Consider the following 18439-nt stretch of genomic DNA (forward strand, 5'->3'; position numbering starts at 1 on the left):
TTTCAGCCTTTATTTGTCCACTTATTTTGCTGTAAATCAGAAATTTGTCTCATTTTTTAACGGAGTATTGATATAGAAAGTATGAGAATAATAATTCAACACAGCGTATGTTAAAGAAAATAGATAATTCAAAAAGGGCTGGAAATAGTCATATCTCCATTTTATATCCGGGGTTGGACCTTACCGATAATGATACCGGATACTACAGCATAGGACGTATAGACCATGCTAACATCCACAGCGGTGCGGTGATAAAAATGCACCCTCACGTTAATGACGACATCCTTTCTTATTTCCGTAAAGGAAAGGTAAAACACACGGATAGTGAAGGTTTTGAAGAATTTATAGTTCCCACAAGGCTGATGTTGATGAAAGCAGGAAAATTATTTCATCACGAAGAAGCCGTTCTTGAAGATAATGAGGGTTTGCAGATATTCATCCGTCCCGGAGAAAGAGATATAAAACCTGAAGTAATTTTCGACGAATTAAACGAAATGTACACTGAAAACAAATGGCGCCTAATTGCATCACCTGATAAAGAAAAAACAAAATTACAGTTGAGCAGCCAAACGTGGATATATGACGTACAAATAATAACCGGAAATTCGATGCACTTGCCTGAAAGGCCTAAACCGGCTTTCGGATATTTATTATACGTATATCAGGGAAGTATTGCAGTTAATGAAGACATCACTTTGACAAAAGGCGAGAGCCTTTTCATTATGGATGAAAATATTAGTTTCAAAACGGAAAATGAAGCCAATTTGGTACTGTTCGTAACCGATACAAAAGCACCCTATTACGATGGCGGAATGTACAGCGGAAACAAAAAGTAATATACCGTCAAACAAGTAGCTTGTATCCAAATTTATTTTAATTAAATTTTCTTTTGTTCCTAATATGCTGTAATTTTGTATAAATGAGCGTAATAAAGGATATATCGCAAATCTTTCCCAAACATTTATTTTGGGATGTCGATCCGAAGAATTTAGATATTCTGGACGACAGGGATTTTATTATCCCGAGGGCGCTAATTGCTACAACTGAAGAGACGTTTGCTAAAGATATCCAATCCTTGGAACAGCTTTATAGCAAAACGCAGATTGTTAAAGAATTGCAAAAAACAAAAGAACGCATTAGTAATGAGGTATGTAAACTTGTTGCTCGTCGTTACCATGTTCGGCAATTTTTACGTTATCAATAATGTCTGCTATTTCTCAAGGTCTATTAAAGACTATTCGTGAATTACAATCTTTTGAAAGTTTTAAGGGGTCTGCTTTAGGTGGAGGTACTAACTTAGCTATTCGATATTATCATCGGAAATCCACTGACATTGATATCTTTTTCCCACATATTATCGGAAAAGCAGGTTATGAAAGAATCAAAGACGAGGTTGAGAATTTTTATGGCGCACGTGTGTTTGGATTCCAATTTCCATGCGATATAGATGACCAGTATATTTTCCTTCGTTTTTTTATTATATGCGATGGAGAAACGATTAAGGTAGAAGTTCTTCAAAATATGAAAATGCTCGATAACCTCGAAGATATAGATGGTATCAAATTCGTTTCTGAACTGGATATTGCCTTATTTAAGATGATGTCAGCCGCAAACCGTGCCACTCAAAAAGATATTTATGATCTTGACCTCCTATCTGAAAAATTCCCATTGATACACCTTTTTAAGCAGCTCGAAAGAAAACGTTTTTTATTTTCAGCAGAGCAACATCGTACCATTTTTGATCTCGATGGAGAAACCAGTCCATTAGATCAACCTCTAACTTTATTGAAGTTTGACGAGGGAGATGTACAAGGTAGAAAATCAAGACCTCACCATTCACAAAATAGAGTTGACATTATAAAAGATCAAAAGAGTTGGCCCCTTGCTCGATCAAGTTGGCGAAAAAAGGTTCGCACCCTATTTGATCAATTAAACATGATATTTCCAGGTCCTTCTTCTTCTTCTTCTTCTTCGGATTTAGAAGAATAGAGCCTTATTAGTTATTCCATAAAAAGTTTCACAAGCTAGTGTCGGAGTTAAATGGTTTTGAATTAACATTTTAGAGTTCATCGCCGAGTTTTTAAACATTTGGAGTGTCGGAGCATATATGTGCATATTCCAAAAGAAATTTAAAGTGAATTCTAGGATCGTACGCAATAACCTCCTATGATTTTAATAGCCTATTCACAAAAAATGGAAGTCACGGCGTTCATCGCCGTTAATCGTACTGTATGCAAACTTAACAGAAGGTTTTCCTGCAAGTGACCTGCTTAGTAACTAAGCCACTCTATTAGAGATCGAAGATGCGCAAGTTGAAAGTATTCATGATCGAGTTCAGGAAATGTTATTTATACTTTCTAATCATATGACTAGACAGGATTTGTTTGATGCCATGGACCTGACCAACCAAAGTAGAAACAGAGCTAAGTACTTGGATCCTTTGATTAATTTGGGGTGGGTAAGCCAAGATTATCCGGGAGAAAAAACAAACCCTAACCAACGGTATAAAATTACTGAAGCTGGTGAACGGATTTTGAAGCTTTTAACGCAATAGCCTTTATTAAATATTCCAAAGCTGAGTCTAAATTAAAAACTCAAATAGCTTTTCCGTCCATTTTTCTAGAGTTGTATGATAAAGGGTGCGGTGGGATTGTATGTGTTGACCATCTTCGTTTATAATACCCTTCCTCAGATTTGTACGTTTATTTCTAAGGTGACTAGAGATATAATCAAATATTTTCTGCAAATCTTCAAGATATGTTGCTTCCTTCGTAGTGAAAATAAAAGTTGCTTTATTTACTTCTATACTCTCCCATATGATATAAACATTAGTTCTTCGGATTGTAAAAAGAAATGACTCTTTGTTAACATTCAGAGATGAAATGTAATTGGAATTGACTGGCTCTAAAACGGGGATTATATGATAATCTAACTCTTGTATCTCGCATAACGTCCGCAGATACGGAGTAAGATTTTTGTTCTTATAAAAATAGTCAAATGCCTTGGAACTTAAGCTTCCCAGCGATCTAAGGATAGATGAAACATCTACAGCACTTTCCTTCAATGCCATTTTATTCCATTCTATTTTAATTTTCAATATTTGTATAACATCGTGAAGTAAATCAAGGTTTGCGATGGATCGTACTCTTTCATTACTGACCTGCAACTGTAGAGGCTCTATTTCTTTTCTTTTTAAGTATAGTTTTATATATTCATACGATGATCTAGATTGGTTACATGGATACCATACAAACCTTCGCTTGTCAAGTCTAAATTTTATACGGCCATCCTCAAAAAATATGCTGTCCCAATCCACGATGAGGTTTTCCAAGACTTTTCCTTTAGCAATCAGAAACTTATAGCTAAAAACAGGCTTAGAACTAACTTTGATGGGTTTAGTGGCAGTTTTTCGTTTCTTTTCTTTTTTGTTAACACTGGTTGAGGGTTTAAGTTGCTCGGACTGTTTAGACTTCTTTTTAGCTTCGACAAGAATTTTACGTTTTTCCTCAAAAGCTAGTTTTTGCTTTGTTAGCTCTTTTAGCTCTTCCTCTAATTTAGTTTTCCCTCTTCCAGAAAATTTGATTTCTAATTTAACAGCTAGAATTTTTTTTCCAAGCTTAGTGAGATTTCTTTTTATTATATCTTCTGGTGGCTCTATATTGGGGGCATTGATTTCTTCCCTCTTCACTGTATACTTATCCTTCAATTTTTCTATCTCGATCTTCCGCTTAGCTGTCTCAATTCGATCAATTAGACTTTGCCTATGTTTAATGAACGGGTTATTGCTGTCATTAGAAACTATTAACTTGTCTTCGGATGCTGCAAGTTGTTTTTCAAGCTTTTTGATTTCAGACTCGACCTTTTTTAAAGGATATTTATGATCTTTACCAGTGGCCATCTGTATCAGTTTGTTTTAATTAAAAGATTTAATTGCGAAGCCTGAGATATCACTCCTATTGTTGCTCTCATTTTTTACTCTTAAAGCCCTCCGCCTGTTTCTTCCGCTTATTCCAGTCAGGGAATTAAATTGGTGTTCTACGATGATTTTCACTGACTTTGATAATTCTATTAATTGTTCTCGCGAATAATTGAGATCATATTTCTTGCAAAGTTCTTTGAGGACCATAAAAGGCTTTCTCGTTAAATGCAGTTTCTATATTGTATAGTTTCTACCATATGCCAATCACTCTAACTCAACCCGTTTAACTCTATATTTTATTTCTTCAGCACGGTTATCGGTATATTTTTCAATTTCAACTTTTACAGACATGTCTTTTTCCAGTGAATGATTAGTAACCAAGTGCGGTGGAATAAAAACATTTTCGCCAATCCCATCAGGTTTGAAAAAAGCATATCCTTTCTGAGTATTTATATTGATGACTTTGCCATGAATCAGTTCTGCCTTTGGTTTAGTTACTTGGGTTGATGTTTCCACCACTTTCACCCAATTCCCGGCTTTTGGATTACCATCCACATACATTTTAAACCATGCCAGTACATCTAAAAGCTGAAAGAAAACACTCTTCAAAAGAAAAGGTGTTTTGATTGTCTTTACATACAAGTCAATGTCGGATCTGTGTGAACCTGCTTGCGTTACTGACAAAATGCCTCGCAAGTAGAAGGCAATTAGTTTGGGGAGGTGTGTTTCTTCTAAATGCTGATACCCCTTTTCGGAAAAAAGTGAACCATCAGAACCTTTGCCTGCCAAAAACTTACTGCTTTCGTTCAAAGCTACACTAGGTGTGACAAATTCAATAGGAAGCAAATTGTATTTGTTGAAGGCAATAAAAAGGTCTTCAACCACTTTCCTAATGGAATTGAAGTGATTGTCAATGTTGGTTTCATCGTTGACTTTCAGCAGGTTTAAAATATCCTGTCCCGCAAGTTCGCCAATGTATTTTTCTGTGCAAACATCAAAAACACATTTGTAATTGTGTCGAATCTGGGTGTCTTCTTGGTTGGAAGCAGCAACCTTTATGTCAGAAAACAATCGGTCAATCTCTTCATCACTGCCCTTTTTGTAAACTTTGGCGAAAGCCTTATTGAAAGTTTTATCCTCATAAGCTTCCGCTTGTCCGGTTAGGACGAATACTTCAAATTTCTTTTTTAGTTGGAGCAATCTCTCTTTCGCTCTATGCACATTGTATGTATCTTCAGAGCCTTTAACATCATCTTCGTTTTCAAAGAATTTGGCATCAAGCAATACACCATCATATAAAGGATAATTCCTTTCTAACTCATTCATACCACTATTTAACGACTTGAATGGCATCAGATTAATGCCGTTTCTCTTTGCACGGCCTTTAGTGCCGCTCAGAGTTTCATGCTCATCATCAATCCACAAGATATTGTAAAACAATTCTTCCATAGTTAGCTAATCAGTTTAATTGGGAATTGGAATTTGAACTTTACCAAGAAGAAAGGGTCTTCGTTCAAAGATAGAATCCAATCCGGATTATTAAAATAAGTCGCAATTCTGTGTATATCGTATCCCCCCAGACCACTTCCATTAATTGAATCGGCTGTCGAGTATTTTGTCACAAACTTCTCTCTGTCATAATTCTTCGGAAATGGTTTACCGTTATTTTTGATCTCCATAGTAAGAGAGTCTTCAACCTCGGCTAATTCAATAACTACTTCATTGCCTGTAGCTTTTTTATCAAATGCATACTTATTCGCATTTGTAAGAATGTTATCCAATAATGTCTTGAAAAGCGTCTCATTGGCATAGATACCTCTTTCCTTCAGCTTTTCACCTTTCAGTAACAACTTCTTTATTTTGAATTTAAATCGATTGTTTGACAGTTCATTGATGACATTGTTGATATCAGTTAGCGGAATTATTTGTTTTTCATACTCCGATAAAACAAGTCCGTTCTCGCCCTTTTCAAGCACGTCGGTGATGAAGTTTACGTCACGCTTGATTTCTTTTAGAGCAGAGATAATATCAATTTCATAAAATTCGGAAAAGGCATTATTCAATGCTACAAAGCCTTCTTTTTCCTTGTTTAAGAAATCAAGCAAGTTGTCAGACCAATCAAGAATATTTTGTCTAGGTCTGCCCAAGGTATGTTTCAAGGAAGCAAATTCATTGAATTGCTTTATAGCCTTGCCATGAGCCAATGCATTACGCTCTTGTTGGAGACTTTTAATCTTGTCCGACAACTCGTAAATCCCTTGAATTTTAGCTCGTTGTTCTTCTATTGAAGGAAGTTTAATTACGACCTCCATCAAATCATCGCTACGAATAAAAGGCATCGTCGAACCCAAACGGTATGATTCAAGTTGCTTCTGCACATAATCGGCATGAAGCTCGTTGACCAAGTAAGCTTTGTCTACTATTGTTTCATTAACCGTGAAGGATAAAATATCCTGATTTCTGAAAATAGGTTCGCCTTTGAATTCAAAAAGTGTTGGCTTTAGGGTTTTCCAACGGACTGCTAGGAGAAGACAAGATTCTGAAACAAGATGAATGCCATGTCGTCGCAATTCGGTTTCTTCCACATTAGAAACATCAAGCGTAAAATCAATTTTATCGTCTTTTAAATCACGTATGCGAATTAGTTTGCCTGTTTTGGGAAGATCGCCTTTTTGACCTCTAACTAATTTTAGAATATCACCAAGTTTGACGCCCTCAATGTTTTTTTTGAAATAGCGTGCAACACTTAGATTATAATCGTTATCAATAATTTCTTGATTTTGAACAACCCGAAGATGACTTTCATCTTCTACACCACTCTGGATTAAACTGATTAAATCATGATCGTTGAGTACTTTTTCTCTCCGGCTATTATCAGTTACAAACTTTTTAGCTTCAACAAATTTTACTTTACCAGGTAAATCTTTCGTTCTTGCTACGACCATAATGATCAACGGAATTCCTGTATTTAAAAGTAATCCACCTGGTAATGAAATAATCGTATCAATTAAATCTTCTTCAATCAGATATTCCCTTAACCGCTTTTCCTGCAGCCCTCTGAATAAAAATCCTTGTGGTAAAAGGGCAATTAACTTTCCATTTTGTTTCAAGGATTGAACACCTTTTTCGATCAAAAACTGCTCGATAGTTCTAACTTCGGGATCAATATCTGTATACTGATCGCGGAGTCGTATCCCGAAAGGAGGATTGGAAATAATCAAGTCAAATTTTTCAGATTGAGCTGGCCAATGTAAAATCGAATCTTCGCAGAAGTACTTTGAACTATTTAGCTTTCCATAAGACATCATTCTCAAAGCACCTAATGTCCATGCCTTATGACTAATCTCCTGTCCAAAATAACTATGTTCTTGGTTATTATGAACAGCAAACGAAGCTATGCCTGCAAAAGGATTGAACACTTTGGCATCTTTTTTTATATTAGCCAAACCACACATAAAACGAGTTAGTTCAAGTGGCTGAATAAACTCACCTGCATATCTTCCTTGGGATTGCAAAACCCTATAGATAACATTGTCAATTATATCAGCAAAATTGTTCCTAAGAATTTCTTCCTCAATTTCAAAAAGAAGGAAAGAAAAATACCCCATTGGCTCGCTCAACACTTTTGACAAAGAATCACTTAGTGCGTCGATAATCAACACATAATATTGCTTCGTCTCTTCATTTAGCTCTGAATTTAGAATAAGTGCCTTAAGGTCCAGTATACCAACCCCAGTAGATAATGATTTCTCATTGATTACACTATCCTTGTATAAGGATACAAAAAGGAGTACTACCTGTAATGAACTCTCTAAATAGTGTAATTTCTCACTATTTCTAAAAGCGTCAAAAATGCTGAAAATCTTGGACGACATAGCGTCTGGTGGGTTTGTATATTCTATATTCCGCATAGTTCCGATTATTTAATGATTAAAGTGCAAAAATCAGACTTATCTGTGCAGCACAAGTGCATAGTTGTAGTAAGATGTGAGATCGAGATGAACGTCTATTTTTTTGTGTACAGTTTATCCAACTCTTTCCAAATATTAGCATTGTAAAATGGCTTGGTCATAGACCTTTTGTTATCTGGATCTAGTTTACGTTGATGACAAAGTTTATCATCTTCCTTTATTTTTTTCATAGAGGTATGGAAATCGGCATTCTGTTTAAAGTCAGTATAACGTTTTGTAGCGATGTTACAAACCTCCTTGTACGTGAGAGGGAACTTATCTTTTATATTTTCTTCGGTCAATTTTATCGGGACACCATTTTCATCGTATCTAAAACCAATCTCTCCGAAGCTATTTTCCTTCTTAAAACTCACATCAATAGATATAGCAATATCAAAATCTTGATCGTCCTTATCTTCCCTCTCAATTTTTGATTTAACGAAATTCAAATAGTTTTGAACTTCCTGAGTCATTACGCCCGTACTGATAACTTTAGAATCAACGTAAGCTAAGGGCATTAAATACAAATTGTATGAAGACATATCTATTTCTGTTTTCCAGCTTTTGATAATATGAAGATAATTCTTGACAGTCGCAAAGCCGATTTCTTGAATCTCTTTCGAGATAGAATCGCTGTTATGAAAATGTATAGCATTATCGCGTAACTCAATCAAGGACTCAATATTCCCCAAATTATTACGCGATATATTAAACCCCAATTTTTCGAGCCTTTTTACACACTCCATTATGTTTATTGTTTGTGGGTTTCCGCTACGGCTTAATTTTGGTTTCTTTTTACGTTTATGAGGTGTTTTGTCCTTAGTGAGAATAGGCTCCATGACATAAAGACTTTGAAGATTATATCTGCTCACCTTTAAGAGTTGGGCTTTAAATAATAGTTCTAAGGAATTTACAGCTAAGATAGCGAACGACTCTTCTCTATAAGAAAAATTAGGTTTGTTATAAATCTCAATGGCCGATAGCATGGAGCTGACAGACTTATTTAATAAGCTTTTATAGGTTGGGTTAGTTTTCATACAAATAAAGGTTTACTTCTTCCTCCCCCTCGTTTCCTCCTTCAACGCCATAATCTCCGCCAACAAATCCTTGGCATCGCCATCGGTAGGGAGTTGAGGTACCAGTTCGCCTTTGAAGGCTTTGTGTAGGATGGCTTGCGGTAAGTTGTCTATTTTTGCTTTTAAGGCTTGATAACGAGCTTCGATAGCATCAGCTTTAGCAAATAGGCTTTCTACTCGTTTAACAATGTTTTGTTGTTCATCAAGTTCTATGTCAGGAATGTTCAACTCTTGAATCTCCTTACTATTAATGTTGTTCACACCACTGGTAGAACGAGATGTGTTGATCATTTGACTTCTAATGAAATTTGATTTGAAAATATAGTTTAAATATTCTGCCTCATAATTCGCATTAAGTCTAATACGAATTAAATAACCTGCATACGAGTAATTTTCATGCTCACTAGTTATGATAGCACTCTGACCGACAAGCGACACACTTCCATTTGATCTGATTATCAAGATGTCGTTTTTCCTTAACTTAAGAGTGTCATATTCCTTTTCATCCAGTAAAGAATACTTTAAATCTTTGTCATTTATACGTCCATTCTCTATATTAGGTATTCTTAGTATTGGAGTTCCGTTAATTCCATACTCCGATTTTTTGGATGTACCATACTTTATATCCGTTAGAAAATCCTTCAATTTTCTTGTTCCTTTTTTGCTTTCAACGGCTTGCGTCAACACCTGCTGCCGAAAAGCTTTCAGCAATTCGGGTATGCGATCTAGTGCTTTTTTTATCTTTTCATGCTGGGCAAAGAGTCTGTCGAGCTTTGCGACAATACGTTCTTGTTCGGCGAGTGGAGGGAGGGGGAATGGAATTGCTTGTAGTTTAGGAGCATTAATGTTCTGCACAGCAATCCCAACAGCGTTATCGGAAATCGTTCTCCAATAGTCCTTCGAGTTGAGGTAGTAGGACATGAATTTTGGAACAATGAAAGGTTTAAACCTTATCAAGTAAGATGCAAAAAGACTGTTTTCAATCTTACCATCTACGAGATAACTCAAGCCTATTGATCCTGCTCGTGATATCAATATGTCGTTCTCTTTTAATAAATACTTTTCTATATCATCGGGCAATTCTTGGCAAAAAGGAACCTTGTGCCAGTCAATACTTCCTTTGCCAATATCCGTGGTTCTTAAATACCTGTATTTTCCGACATTGTTTGACTTTGTTGTCCAACCATATTGGGGCTTGGTAGTTACATCTCCCAACTTAGTCTCTACCCAACCCTTCGGCAATGATTTTTCCATATTATTCTTTTTATCAACATCACTCCGAATTTATTTCGGTGTCTCTGCGTTCTGGCACCTGCCTACATCATTTTCGGCGTGTGCTTACTATAAAAGAGATGCTGAATCAAGTTCAGCATGACGTTGCTGTTAACTCAACTCCTTGATTAAATCTTCCAATTCCTTATTAATTGCCTGCAGTTCGGACATCGCTTCTTTGGCGATGTCAATCGGGTCACCCAGATCTTCGGCATTACTCAGTGAACTGTCGGCGATCAAGCCAATATCCAACGAATCGCCTTTGGCTGCAATAGCCTCACGGTTGAATGCCTGCCAGCGATTATCTTGCTTTGCAATCTCAGCACGCTTGGCCTCATCGATAGCTCCTTGCCAGTTGTCTTTGACATCGTCGATGCTGATACCACCGGTATACGCTTTCACAAAATCCGCAAAGGCGGCACGGGTGAATGGCGTGCGTTTACCAAAGCTAGGTGCATTGGTACGCATATCGTACACCCATACGTTTTTAGTGTTTCCGGTTTCGGTCTTGCCACGGGTGAAGAACAAAACGTTCGTCTTGACACCTGCGGCATAAAATATACCCGTGGGCAAACGCAGGATGGTATGCAAGTTGCACTTGTCCATCAGATCTCGGCGTATCCGCAAACCATCGCCATCTTCAAACAGTACATTGTCTGGCAATACGACAGCTGCCCGAGCTTTACCGTCTTTTTTGAGAGAGCGGTAGATGTGTTGTAGAAAATTGAGCTGCTTATTGGAGCTGAGGAAGGTGAGATCCGTACGTGTCGGACGTTCGCCCCCCTTTTTGGTGCCGAAAGGCGGATTGGCTAGTACACCATCGTAGTTCTTAAAGGCTTCACCCTCCTGGCTCAAAGTGTCGGCTAAGGCTATGGGCGATTCGATGCCATGCAGTTTAGCGTTCATCAAAGCTAAACGATGCGCATCCTGTACGAGTTCACAACCGGTAAAGGCTTCGTACTTTTGAAAGCGACGTTCCTTTTCAGTTAATGCAAAGTAGCTATCCGTTTTTTCTTTCAGATAATGATCCGCCGCGATCATAAAGCCAAAAGTTCCTGCCGCGGGGTCGTTCCATCGTTCGCCGATTTTGGGAACCAGAAGATCGACCATCACGTTGATCAACGGACGAGGCGTAAAATATTGTCCTGCTCCTGATTTCTTTTCGTTGGCATTTTTCTCTAACAGTTCCTCGTAGATGGTAGCGATCTGGTCTTTTTCAGTATCCTCAAACCAATCGATACCGTCAATGGCCGTCACCAATGTGCGTAGATTGACAGGCTTACGTAGCATGCTTGATGCATTGGTATAGATTTCCTTGATAGTCGCATTGTCGGTTTTGGCAGAAATAGTAGCCAATAACTCGCGGTATGTATCGTATAGCTCTTTATTGTCTTTTATAGATTTGAACTTTTCCCAACGGTATTCTGCGGGTATTTCCTGATCGAACTTCCGCACCTCAGAAAGTTTGAGGAACAGAATGTAAGTTAGTTCATTTAAATATTGGTGATAGGTCACTCCATCGTCACGAAGGACATTACAGAGGTTCCAGAGTTTTTGTGCAATTTCTTCTGCGCTCATCTTTTTTAGTTGTTAATTATCAGTTGTTAGTGGTTAGATTTTTTTTAGTGTTTTTGATGATGGTGGTGATAATTTTTATTAATTCGACAGCGTCGTTATTTAAACTTTCAAATTGATGTTCGTCAATATAATCTGTCTCACTTAAAAGCTCTAACCAGTAAATGGTTTCATTTATCTCTTTTTGGGCAATCGCAAATTTATGGATGAAATCCGCTTTACTCTGTCCATGCTCTGCCTCTCTCACCATAGCACCTACAGAAGTTCCGCTTCTCAGTATTTGTTTAGAAAGTATATACTCTCTTTTTTGCTCCGTTACGTGTTGATACAATCGTACCACACGAACCGCAAACGCAAAACTCTTGTCTTTTATGTTATTCTCCTTCATACTTCTTACAACTAACTACTTACAACTAACCACTTACAACTAACCACTTACAACTAACCACTAATTCTCTTCATAATAATAGGAATAGTCAACTCCCTTCATAAACATTTCCCGACTGTGAATATCGTCTGTCAGCGCATTCTCTAACCTTACTTTCAATAGTTGACTATCTGTTACACTTTTTATCATGGCCTGGTGATAGTCGTTTTTTGAAATTTTACTCCAATCCACACATTTTTTCAATTCCTTTTTCAGCATAAGATCAAGCCATATACGTGTACTTCTACCATTTCCTTCCATAAAAGGGTGTGCAATATTCATTTCCACATACTTGTCTACAATTTGATCAAATGTATCTGCTGGCATGGCTTCTATATCTTTCAAGGTATCCGAAAGGTATTGTGCCATAGCAAATTGAAATCCACCTTTAGCTATATTCTTTTTGCGGATTTGGCCTGCAAAATCATACAGCCCACCAAACAAATAGGCATGTATCTGCTGCAAACCTTTAACAGTTCCAATTTCTATATTATCGATAAACGAACTTTCGAATAAGGCATAAGCTTTATTTTTGCTTTTACCATCTATGCTCTCCTCACTATACGTAAACCATTCTATAAATCGGTTTGCCTTAGTACCCGGAAAGGTTTTACCCAATGCGATAATACCATCATAATCTAGCACATCGGCCTTATATTTTTTACCGTCTGCAGCAAGGAGCTTCAGTTGGGTAGTAGCACTAACCAACTGATTGTTTTCTTTCTTTAATTTTGCTTTGAGGTATTTCCAGTAGTTACGGGTTTTGGCATAGTCATCTTGATCAGTCAGTACCGCCACAATGTCCAACACCGAAAACCACCATTTGCTGTACTCGTCGTCCCAAATAGCGCGTACCTCTCTATCGTCGAAAAAGCGTATGGATATTTTAGACATAGTTATTAGTGATAAGTTGTTAGTTGTTAGTTGTTAGTTGTTAGTTGTTAGAGGTTAGATTTTTTTTGGTGTTTTTGATGATGGTGGTGATAATTTTTATTAATTCGACAGCGTCGTTATTTAAACTTTCGAATTGACTTTCATCTATATAACCTGTTTCATACAAAAGCTCTAACCAGTAAATCGTTTCATTTATTTCTTTCTGTGCAATTGAAAATTTATGGATAAAGTCCGCTTTACTTTGTCCGTGTTCCGCTTCTCTTACCATAGCACCCACAGAAGTCCCACTTCTAAGCAGTTGTTTAGAAAGTATAAATTCTCTTTTTTCTTCTGACAAATATTGATACAGTTTTACGATATGCACCGCAAAAGTAAAACTTTTATTCTTTATATTATTCTCCTTCATATCATCTAACAACTAACCCCTCATACCAAATAACTACGAGCTAACCCCTAACCACTAATATCTAACCACTGATACGTATAAATTCTTTGCAGGATATCCGGCAATTGATTCTCGAACCTTTTATTGATCCGCTCAAAACCACCCATCTCGTCAAAAGGTTCTTTATCCAGATCTTCGACAGTGACGATAGCCTCGGCGATCATTTGCTTCTCAATGCGTTGAAGAAGATTCTTTTGAGGGACTGTCCAGTTTTGCTCTTGGTACAATTTGTCAAACGCGTGTTTGACCCGATCTTCTCTGCTTACCAAAGCTGACCCTAACATCAATGTACGAATATAGGCTATAATATCCGCGGCTATATCCTGCCTTTTGGCATTTTTCCATGCTTCACGTAGCGTTCGAAGTGTATATCCTTTGGTGTCCAGCAATAAGATCAATTCTTTTAAATCAGCTCGCTTTAGCTGCGTGGGTGCTGTCGCAATGAGTCTTAATGCAGCAATCTTATTTTGATTTTCTTCCAAAAACTGCTTGAATCCTTCGATATAATCTTCGGGTTCCTGAGCCTCTCCATACCCGACAGTCACATCCCGTATGACGTCTATATGGTTGGAGTAAAACTGATACCCGGGAGTCGGCTTAAATTCATCTAAGTATTTCCAAAGTTCGTTCGTTTCCGATAACAATTCAATTTGTTCCTTAATTGGCTTTTCCCGGATGTTTGCTATAAAACCATCTAAAGAATCGGATCCGGTAAAATACTTTATCTTCTCCCCATCTAAGCCTGCCGCGCGCTTCTTCCGCTGTAATTTAGCAATGATCTGATCGACTTGCTGCGCAGCTCTTTCTTCCGATTGTATATACTGAAATTCACTACATAATCTACTGAAATCGGTCGAAGGATTGACGACAAGAGGCTTCATCTCTGTATAGTCCTTGATGCTTTCGTAGAGGTTGACCGCATCGAATACCCGAAAGCTTTCCTTATTGATTTCAGGACATAGACGCGTAGCACGGCCGATCATCTGATCGTAGAGGATGCGCGAGCGTACCCGACGCATAAATACGAGATTACTGATCTTTGGTACATCAATACCTGTTGTCAATAGATCTACTGTGACCGCAATATTGGGATACTTTTCATTCTTGTAGCGTTTGACCTTATCTTCCGGTTGATCCGTTTTACCCGTAATCTTTGCTACGGCATCATCCGGCACGGGTATACCCGCTTCGTTAAACACTTCCTTAAGAATTTTGACGATCATATCCGCATGCTCATCGGTGGCCGCAAAGATCAACGTCTTCGCGTCACCATCAGGGTCTATATGGTTCACCAGTTCCTGTAATACCGTTCGGTTAAAGTTCTCGGTAATGACACGCTTATTGAATCCCGAAACATCGAACTTCAGCTCATCCTCCAGTTCTTCCAGTTCTACAATCTGATTACCTTCTTTGTCATATACCGTAGGTTTTTCACCCTTTTCCCAGACAATACCTTCCTCGGAAAGTTTGGTCGTAATCTTAATCGGAGGATCCTGATCTACTAGGTAACCGTCCAACACCGCTTCCCGTAAACCATAATTGAATACCGGTTTATTGAAAATTTCCGTGGTATGCAATGCAGGCGTGGCCGTCAACCCAACTGCGAAAGCATCGAAGTAATCCAGTACCTGACGGTACTTGCTGACATAATCATCCTGATTCTTGAACTCCATCTCCTCATCATCCATTTCTTTATCCAATAAATATCCACGGTGCGCTTCGTCGACAATAATACAGTCATATGCATCTATGCTCAAGGCTTTATCTTCCACATCATTGTAATACAGCCTTTTGACCATACTTTGCACGGTGGCAAAATGAATGCGGCTGTCGATATCGGGCCAGATTGTTTTCAGTCCGTCAATATGGTAGATATCACTGAAGCTTTTCAGATCATCCACCTTATAATCCTTAAATCCATCTAAAGCCTGTTTGGCCAACAGTGTGCGATCGACCAAAAAAAGAATTCGTTTGAAACGATTGGTCTGTATCAGTCGATAAGCCAATCCAATGATGGTACGCGTTTTACCCGTTCCGGTAGCCATGGCCAGTAAAGCTCGGTTTATATCAGGATGATGGATAATCACATTTTCAACAGCTTGGATTGCCCGGATCTGATAATCACGTAGGCTAAGCCCTGTTTTGAGCTGTAGGAAATCCAAGGAATTCTCCTCCAGTTTTTTGTTAGCAAGGGCGATATCCTGCTCAAACTTTTTCTGTAAATCCTCCGGACTATGAAATCCTTTGATCGATCTGGAGTTGTTATATTTCTGCCGAACATCCAAATACCATACGCCACTTTTGGTTGCTATCTGTTGCAGGTATTCCCTTCCATTGGTTGAATAAAGGAAGGGTACCTTGTAGCCATCCCAGTCACCCAAAATATCGACTCCATCCTGCGGTACAATATTTAACGCATACCGTTTACTTTGATCGAGATTGGTAGAAATATCTTGTCCGTACTTTTTAGCTTCGATAACAGCATACAGACTCGTCCCAATGAATAGTGCATAGTCCGCATAGCCACCTTTGACCGGCCATTCCGCAATGGCCATGTTACGGCCTCTTTCTGGTTGGGTTTTATGGATTTTAGCATTTAGCAATTTGGTGTCTGCTTCCCATCCCATCTTGCGTAGATTAACATCAATAAGCTCACGTGTCTGTGCCTCATCCATATCCAGCTTGTTTGCAGATCGCTTGGCTCTTTCGGTAAAAGCTTGCTGCTCTTCTGCGCTCACTGGTTTATGCGCTGCAATGGCCTGCTCATATTGTTCCTTTAAGACCTTATTTCCTTCCTCCAGGATGTGTAGGGCATGCCGGGTATCTAGGTTTTCCGGTTTGCTGAAACGGAATGCAGAAATATCTCTGTTTTTTACGGAATAGGATTCGTAAAACCATTTCCCTAGCTTAAAAGCCGAAAAAAGTGATGATGTAGCGTCTTCTGTGGTGCCGGTATATTCATGGACAGCGTCATTGCCTTGTTTACGAAGAATGGTAAAATGGTCGATCACATTACTTGGAAGAATACCTTGATTTCTCAGCACATAGACAAGGTTCTGAAATTTTGTATCCTCCGGCAATTCCATTCCGTACGTTTCGAATATCTGCTTGGCCATATATTCTCCATACTGCCTCAATTTAAATAAGGATGTAGCCGGATCTTGATATAGGTTGTACTCGGCAGCCTGTGCTAAGTTATAAAGCAAGGCATATTCTTCTTCTAAAAATTGGAAATTGGATCTGGCCATGTTCTATACTGGATTGATAGTTCAGTTGAAACCAAATATAGTAATATTAGTAGATAAATTCCTGTACAGTTAGTGTAAACGTATTATAATCAGGTTTTGTATCATATAATTTAACGTGAGGGTATCGACTCTTAAGAATGGTGATTAAATTTTTCTTTTTTTCAATACAAATAGCGAAACCAAATTGCACTTCTTTGATAATTTCTGTAGGTATTTTAAAGCAAGATCTATTATTCTCGTCAAAAGTAAGTGGACGCGAAATTAATCGTATTTCTTCTTCGTATCTCCATACTGCATTTTTAGTGCGAAACCATGCCATCACGGCGTCCATACTTGAAAAATTCTTGAGAGGTGTAATTTTCTTCTGGTAATCTACCGGCAATAAACAGGACTCTTTATTTTTGGCAGTAACATGCTCTCTAAGGGCCAGAAGATCATAACCTATACATACACCAGTATGATTATCCGCATAATGTGCCCACATCAAGAGATTTGTGCTGTTTTTGGAAAAGCAGGTTACTCCTCTGTTTAAATTTTCACCTTCAAAAATTTTTTTCATCTCTTCACGTGCAACCTCGGTAGGTTTCCGACTAAAATTCCGATGCAACCGAAATCTTTCATAAAAATCATTGCCCTTGTGCTTTTTAATAGTGTTGATATTAAATTGCTTTATCTCCTCTTCGTTAAATTCAAATAAATTTACATTGCAGTCAAACGGATCATTGAAAACGCTCGGGTGCGAAAATTGTAGTGTGTCCTTAGTGAGAACAGTTAGTGCTGTGTCAGCACCATAATATTTGTAGTTTATTGGCTGCCCACACAAATGGTTATTTAATTCAATCAAATTTTCACATAACATATTATTATTCTCCACTTTTTTTACTCTTTTATTGATTCTTGTAAAGCAGGTTTATAATGTAAAACAAATTAGTATATCGGCTGAGCCGTCGACCCTTCGACTACGCTCATGGAAACACTGTCCCTTTGCACGGATACTCTTGAAACCCACATGCACAAACCCGTTACAATTCTTCCATTTTTTCACTGTTCTGTCGTGCTATAACTTTGTCAACACGTGCCGAGTCCTGATAGGTAAGGGCAATATATCCCTTCGGACGAATCTCTAATGAGATGGTATTAGGTTCTTTGCCATCCGTTCCTGCGGTATTTTGCCCCATCCAATAGGTCGTAAACTGAGCTTTGCCGATCCGAATAGCCGTCAGCTCATGACCATCGCCTTTTTCGTAAGGATAGTCATAAATTTCAAAATCCTGACCTTTTCCGTACTTCATTCGCACATCGTCAGAAATGCTTCGGTACATACGGATCAACTGGGATTCCAGATCAGGCGTAAACAATACAATGCCTTCAAAAAGCTCATCATCTACAAATTTGAAAATCATATCGACCTCTTTGTTTAGGAATTTTACCTCCTCATACATGAGGGACGTAGGATTATTATTTTTTGGCTTATATCCTTTGTTGGTCATTTTGGCCATTACCTGTGCCTTCGTTGATCCGAATTTCATACCATAGAATTCGCTGATGGGATCCTCCTGTGCTACTGCCACACGGATAGCCATGAGCATAAGCAAAATTGCTGTTAGTTTTTTCATGCCTTTTATTTATTTGA

General features: G+C 38.1%; 16 protein-coding genes. 4 read left to right on the forward strand and 12 right to left on the reverse strand.

The window, feature by feature from the left end; translation table 11 throughout:
* Window positions 1-107: 107 nt before the first annotated feature.
* From G5B00_RS10635 to G5B00_RS10650, 4 genes are all read left to right on the forward strand, one after another.
* Complete coding sequence (locus G5B00_RS10635) at window positions 108-836, forward strand: pirin family protein (protein WP_163874751.1); 729 nt, start codon at window positions 108-110, stop codon at window positions 834-836.
* An 83-nt stretch (window positions 837-919) separates the two neighbouring features.
* Entirely contained in the window at window positions 920-1204 is a 285-nt protein-coding gene (locus G5B00_RS10640; RefSeq protein WP_163874754.1) for a DUF6922 domain-containing protein, read from the forward strand.
* Window positions 1204-1989, forward strand: a complete 786-nt coding sequence (locus G5B00_RS10645) for a nucleotidyl transferase AbiEii/AbiGii toxin family protein (RefSeq protein WP_163874757.1) — start codon at window positions 1204-1206, stop codon at window positions 1987-1989. Before G5B00_RS10640 ends, G5B00_RS10645 begins: the two co-directional genes overlap by 1 nt.
* Before the next feature lie 331 nt (window positions 1990-2320).
* Window positions 2321-2554 (forward strand): Fic family protein, encoded by a 234-nt coding sequence (locus tag G5B00_RS10650; RefSeq protein WP_410510769.1) that lies wholly within the window; start codon window positions 2321-2323, stop codon window positions 2552-2554.
* Window positions 2555-2581: 27 nt separating this feature from the next.
* Here G5B00_RS10650 and G5B00_RS10655 read toward each other — a convergent pair whose 3' ends face one another.
* The 12 genes from G5B00_RS10655 to G5B00_RS10710 form a co-directional block, all read right to left on the reverse strand.
* A complete protein-coding gene (locus G5B00_RS10655) occupies window positions 2582-3898 on the reverse strand; it encodes a hypothetical protein (protein WP_163874763.1) in 1317 nt (438 codons plus the stop codon).
* Between the two features lie 285 nt (window positions 3899-4183).
* Window positions 4184-5368, reverse strand: a complete 1185-nt coding sequence (locus G5B00_RS10660; protein WP_163874765.1) for a hypothetical protein — start codon at window positions 5366-5368, stop codon at window positions 4184-4186.
* 2 nt (window positions 5369-5370) lie between these two features.
* A complete protein-coding gene (locus tag G5B00_RS10665) occupies window positions 5371-7830 on the reverse strand; it encodes an N-6 DNA methylase (RefSeq protein WP_163874768.1) in 2460 nt (819 codons plus the stop codon).
* A gap of 95 nt (window positions 7831-7925) precedes the next feature.
* Window positions 7926-8906: a DUF3644 domain-containing protein gene (locus G5B00_RS10670; RefSeq protein WP_163874771.1), complete on the reverse strand. Its 981-nt coding sequence runs from the start codon at window positions 8904-8906 to the stop codon at window positions 7926-7928.
* 12 nt (window positions 8907-8918) lie between these two features.
* Window positions 8919-10199 carry a restriction endonuclease subunit S gene (locus G5B00_RS10675; protein WP_163874774.1) on the reverse strand — a complete coding sequence of 427 codons (1281 nt, stop codon included), beginning with the start codon at window positions 10197-10199 and terminating at the stop codon, window positions 8919-8921.
* Window positions 10200-10328: 129 nt separating this feature from the next.
* Window positions 10329-11795: a type I restriction-modification system subunit M gene (locus G5B00_RS10680; protein ID WP_163874777.1), complete on the reverse strand. Its 1467-nt coding sequence runs from the start codon at window positions 11793-11795 to the stop codon at window positions 10329-10331.
* A gap of 19 nt (window positions 11796-11814) precedes the next feature.
* On the reverse strand, window positions 11815-12180 hold the full coding sequence (locus G5B00_RS10685) for a four helix bundle protein (protein WP_163874779.1): 366 nt from the start codon (window positions 12178-12180) through the stop codon (window positions 11815-11817).
* Window positions 12181-12240: 60 nt separating this feature from the next.
* The gene (gene fic, locus G5B00_RS10690; RefSeq protein ID WP_163874782.1) at window positions 12241-13113 is read right to left on the reverse strand and encodes a protein adenylyltransferase Fic; all 873 of its coding nucleotides are present in this window, start codon (window positions 13111-13113) and stop codon (window positions 12241-12243) included.
* A 40-nt stretch (window positions 13114-13153) separates the two neighbouring features.
* Window positions 13154-13519, reverse strand: coding sequence for a four helix bundle protein (locus G5B00_RS10695; protein WP_163874784.1), 366 nt, complete (start codon window positions 13517-13519; stop codon window positions 13154-13156).
* A gap of 47 nt (window positions 13520-13566) precedes the next feature.
* Window positions 13567-16806 carry a type I restriction-modification system endonuclease gene (hsdR, locus tag G5B00_RS10700; RefSeq protein WP_163874787.1) on the reverse strand — a complete coding sequence of 1080 codons (3240 nt, stop codon included), beginning with the start codon at window positions 16804-16806 and terminating at the stop codon, window positions 13567-13569.
* 46 nt (window positions 16807-16852) lie between these two features.
* Window positions 16853-17680, reverse strand: a complete 828-nt coding sequence (locus G5B00_RS18335; RefSeq protein WP_163874790.1) for a DUF2971 domain-containing protein — start codon at window positions 17678-17680, stop codon at window positions 16853-16855.
* 148 nt (window positions 17681-17828) lie between these two features.
* On the reverse strand, window positions 17829-18422 hold the full coding sequence (locus tag G5B00_RS10710) for a hypothetical protein (RefSeq protein ID WP_163874792.1): 594 nt from the start codon (window positions 18420-18422) through the stop codon (window positions 17829-17831).
* Window positions 18423-18439: the final 17 nt, after the last annotated feature.

It is taken from the genome of Parapedobacter sp. SGR-10 (assembly GCF_011030405.1).
Taxonomy (GTDB): Bacteria; Bacteroidota; Bacteroidia; order Sphingobacteriales; family Sphingobacteriaceae; genus Sphingobacterium.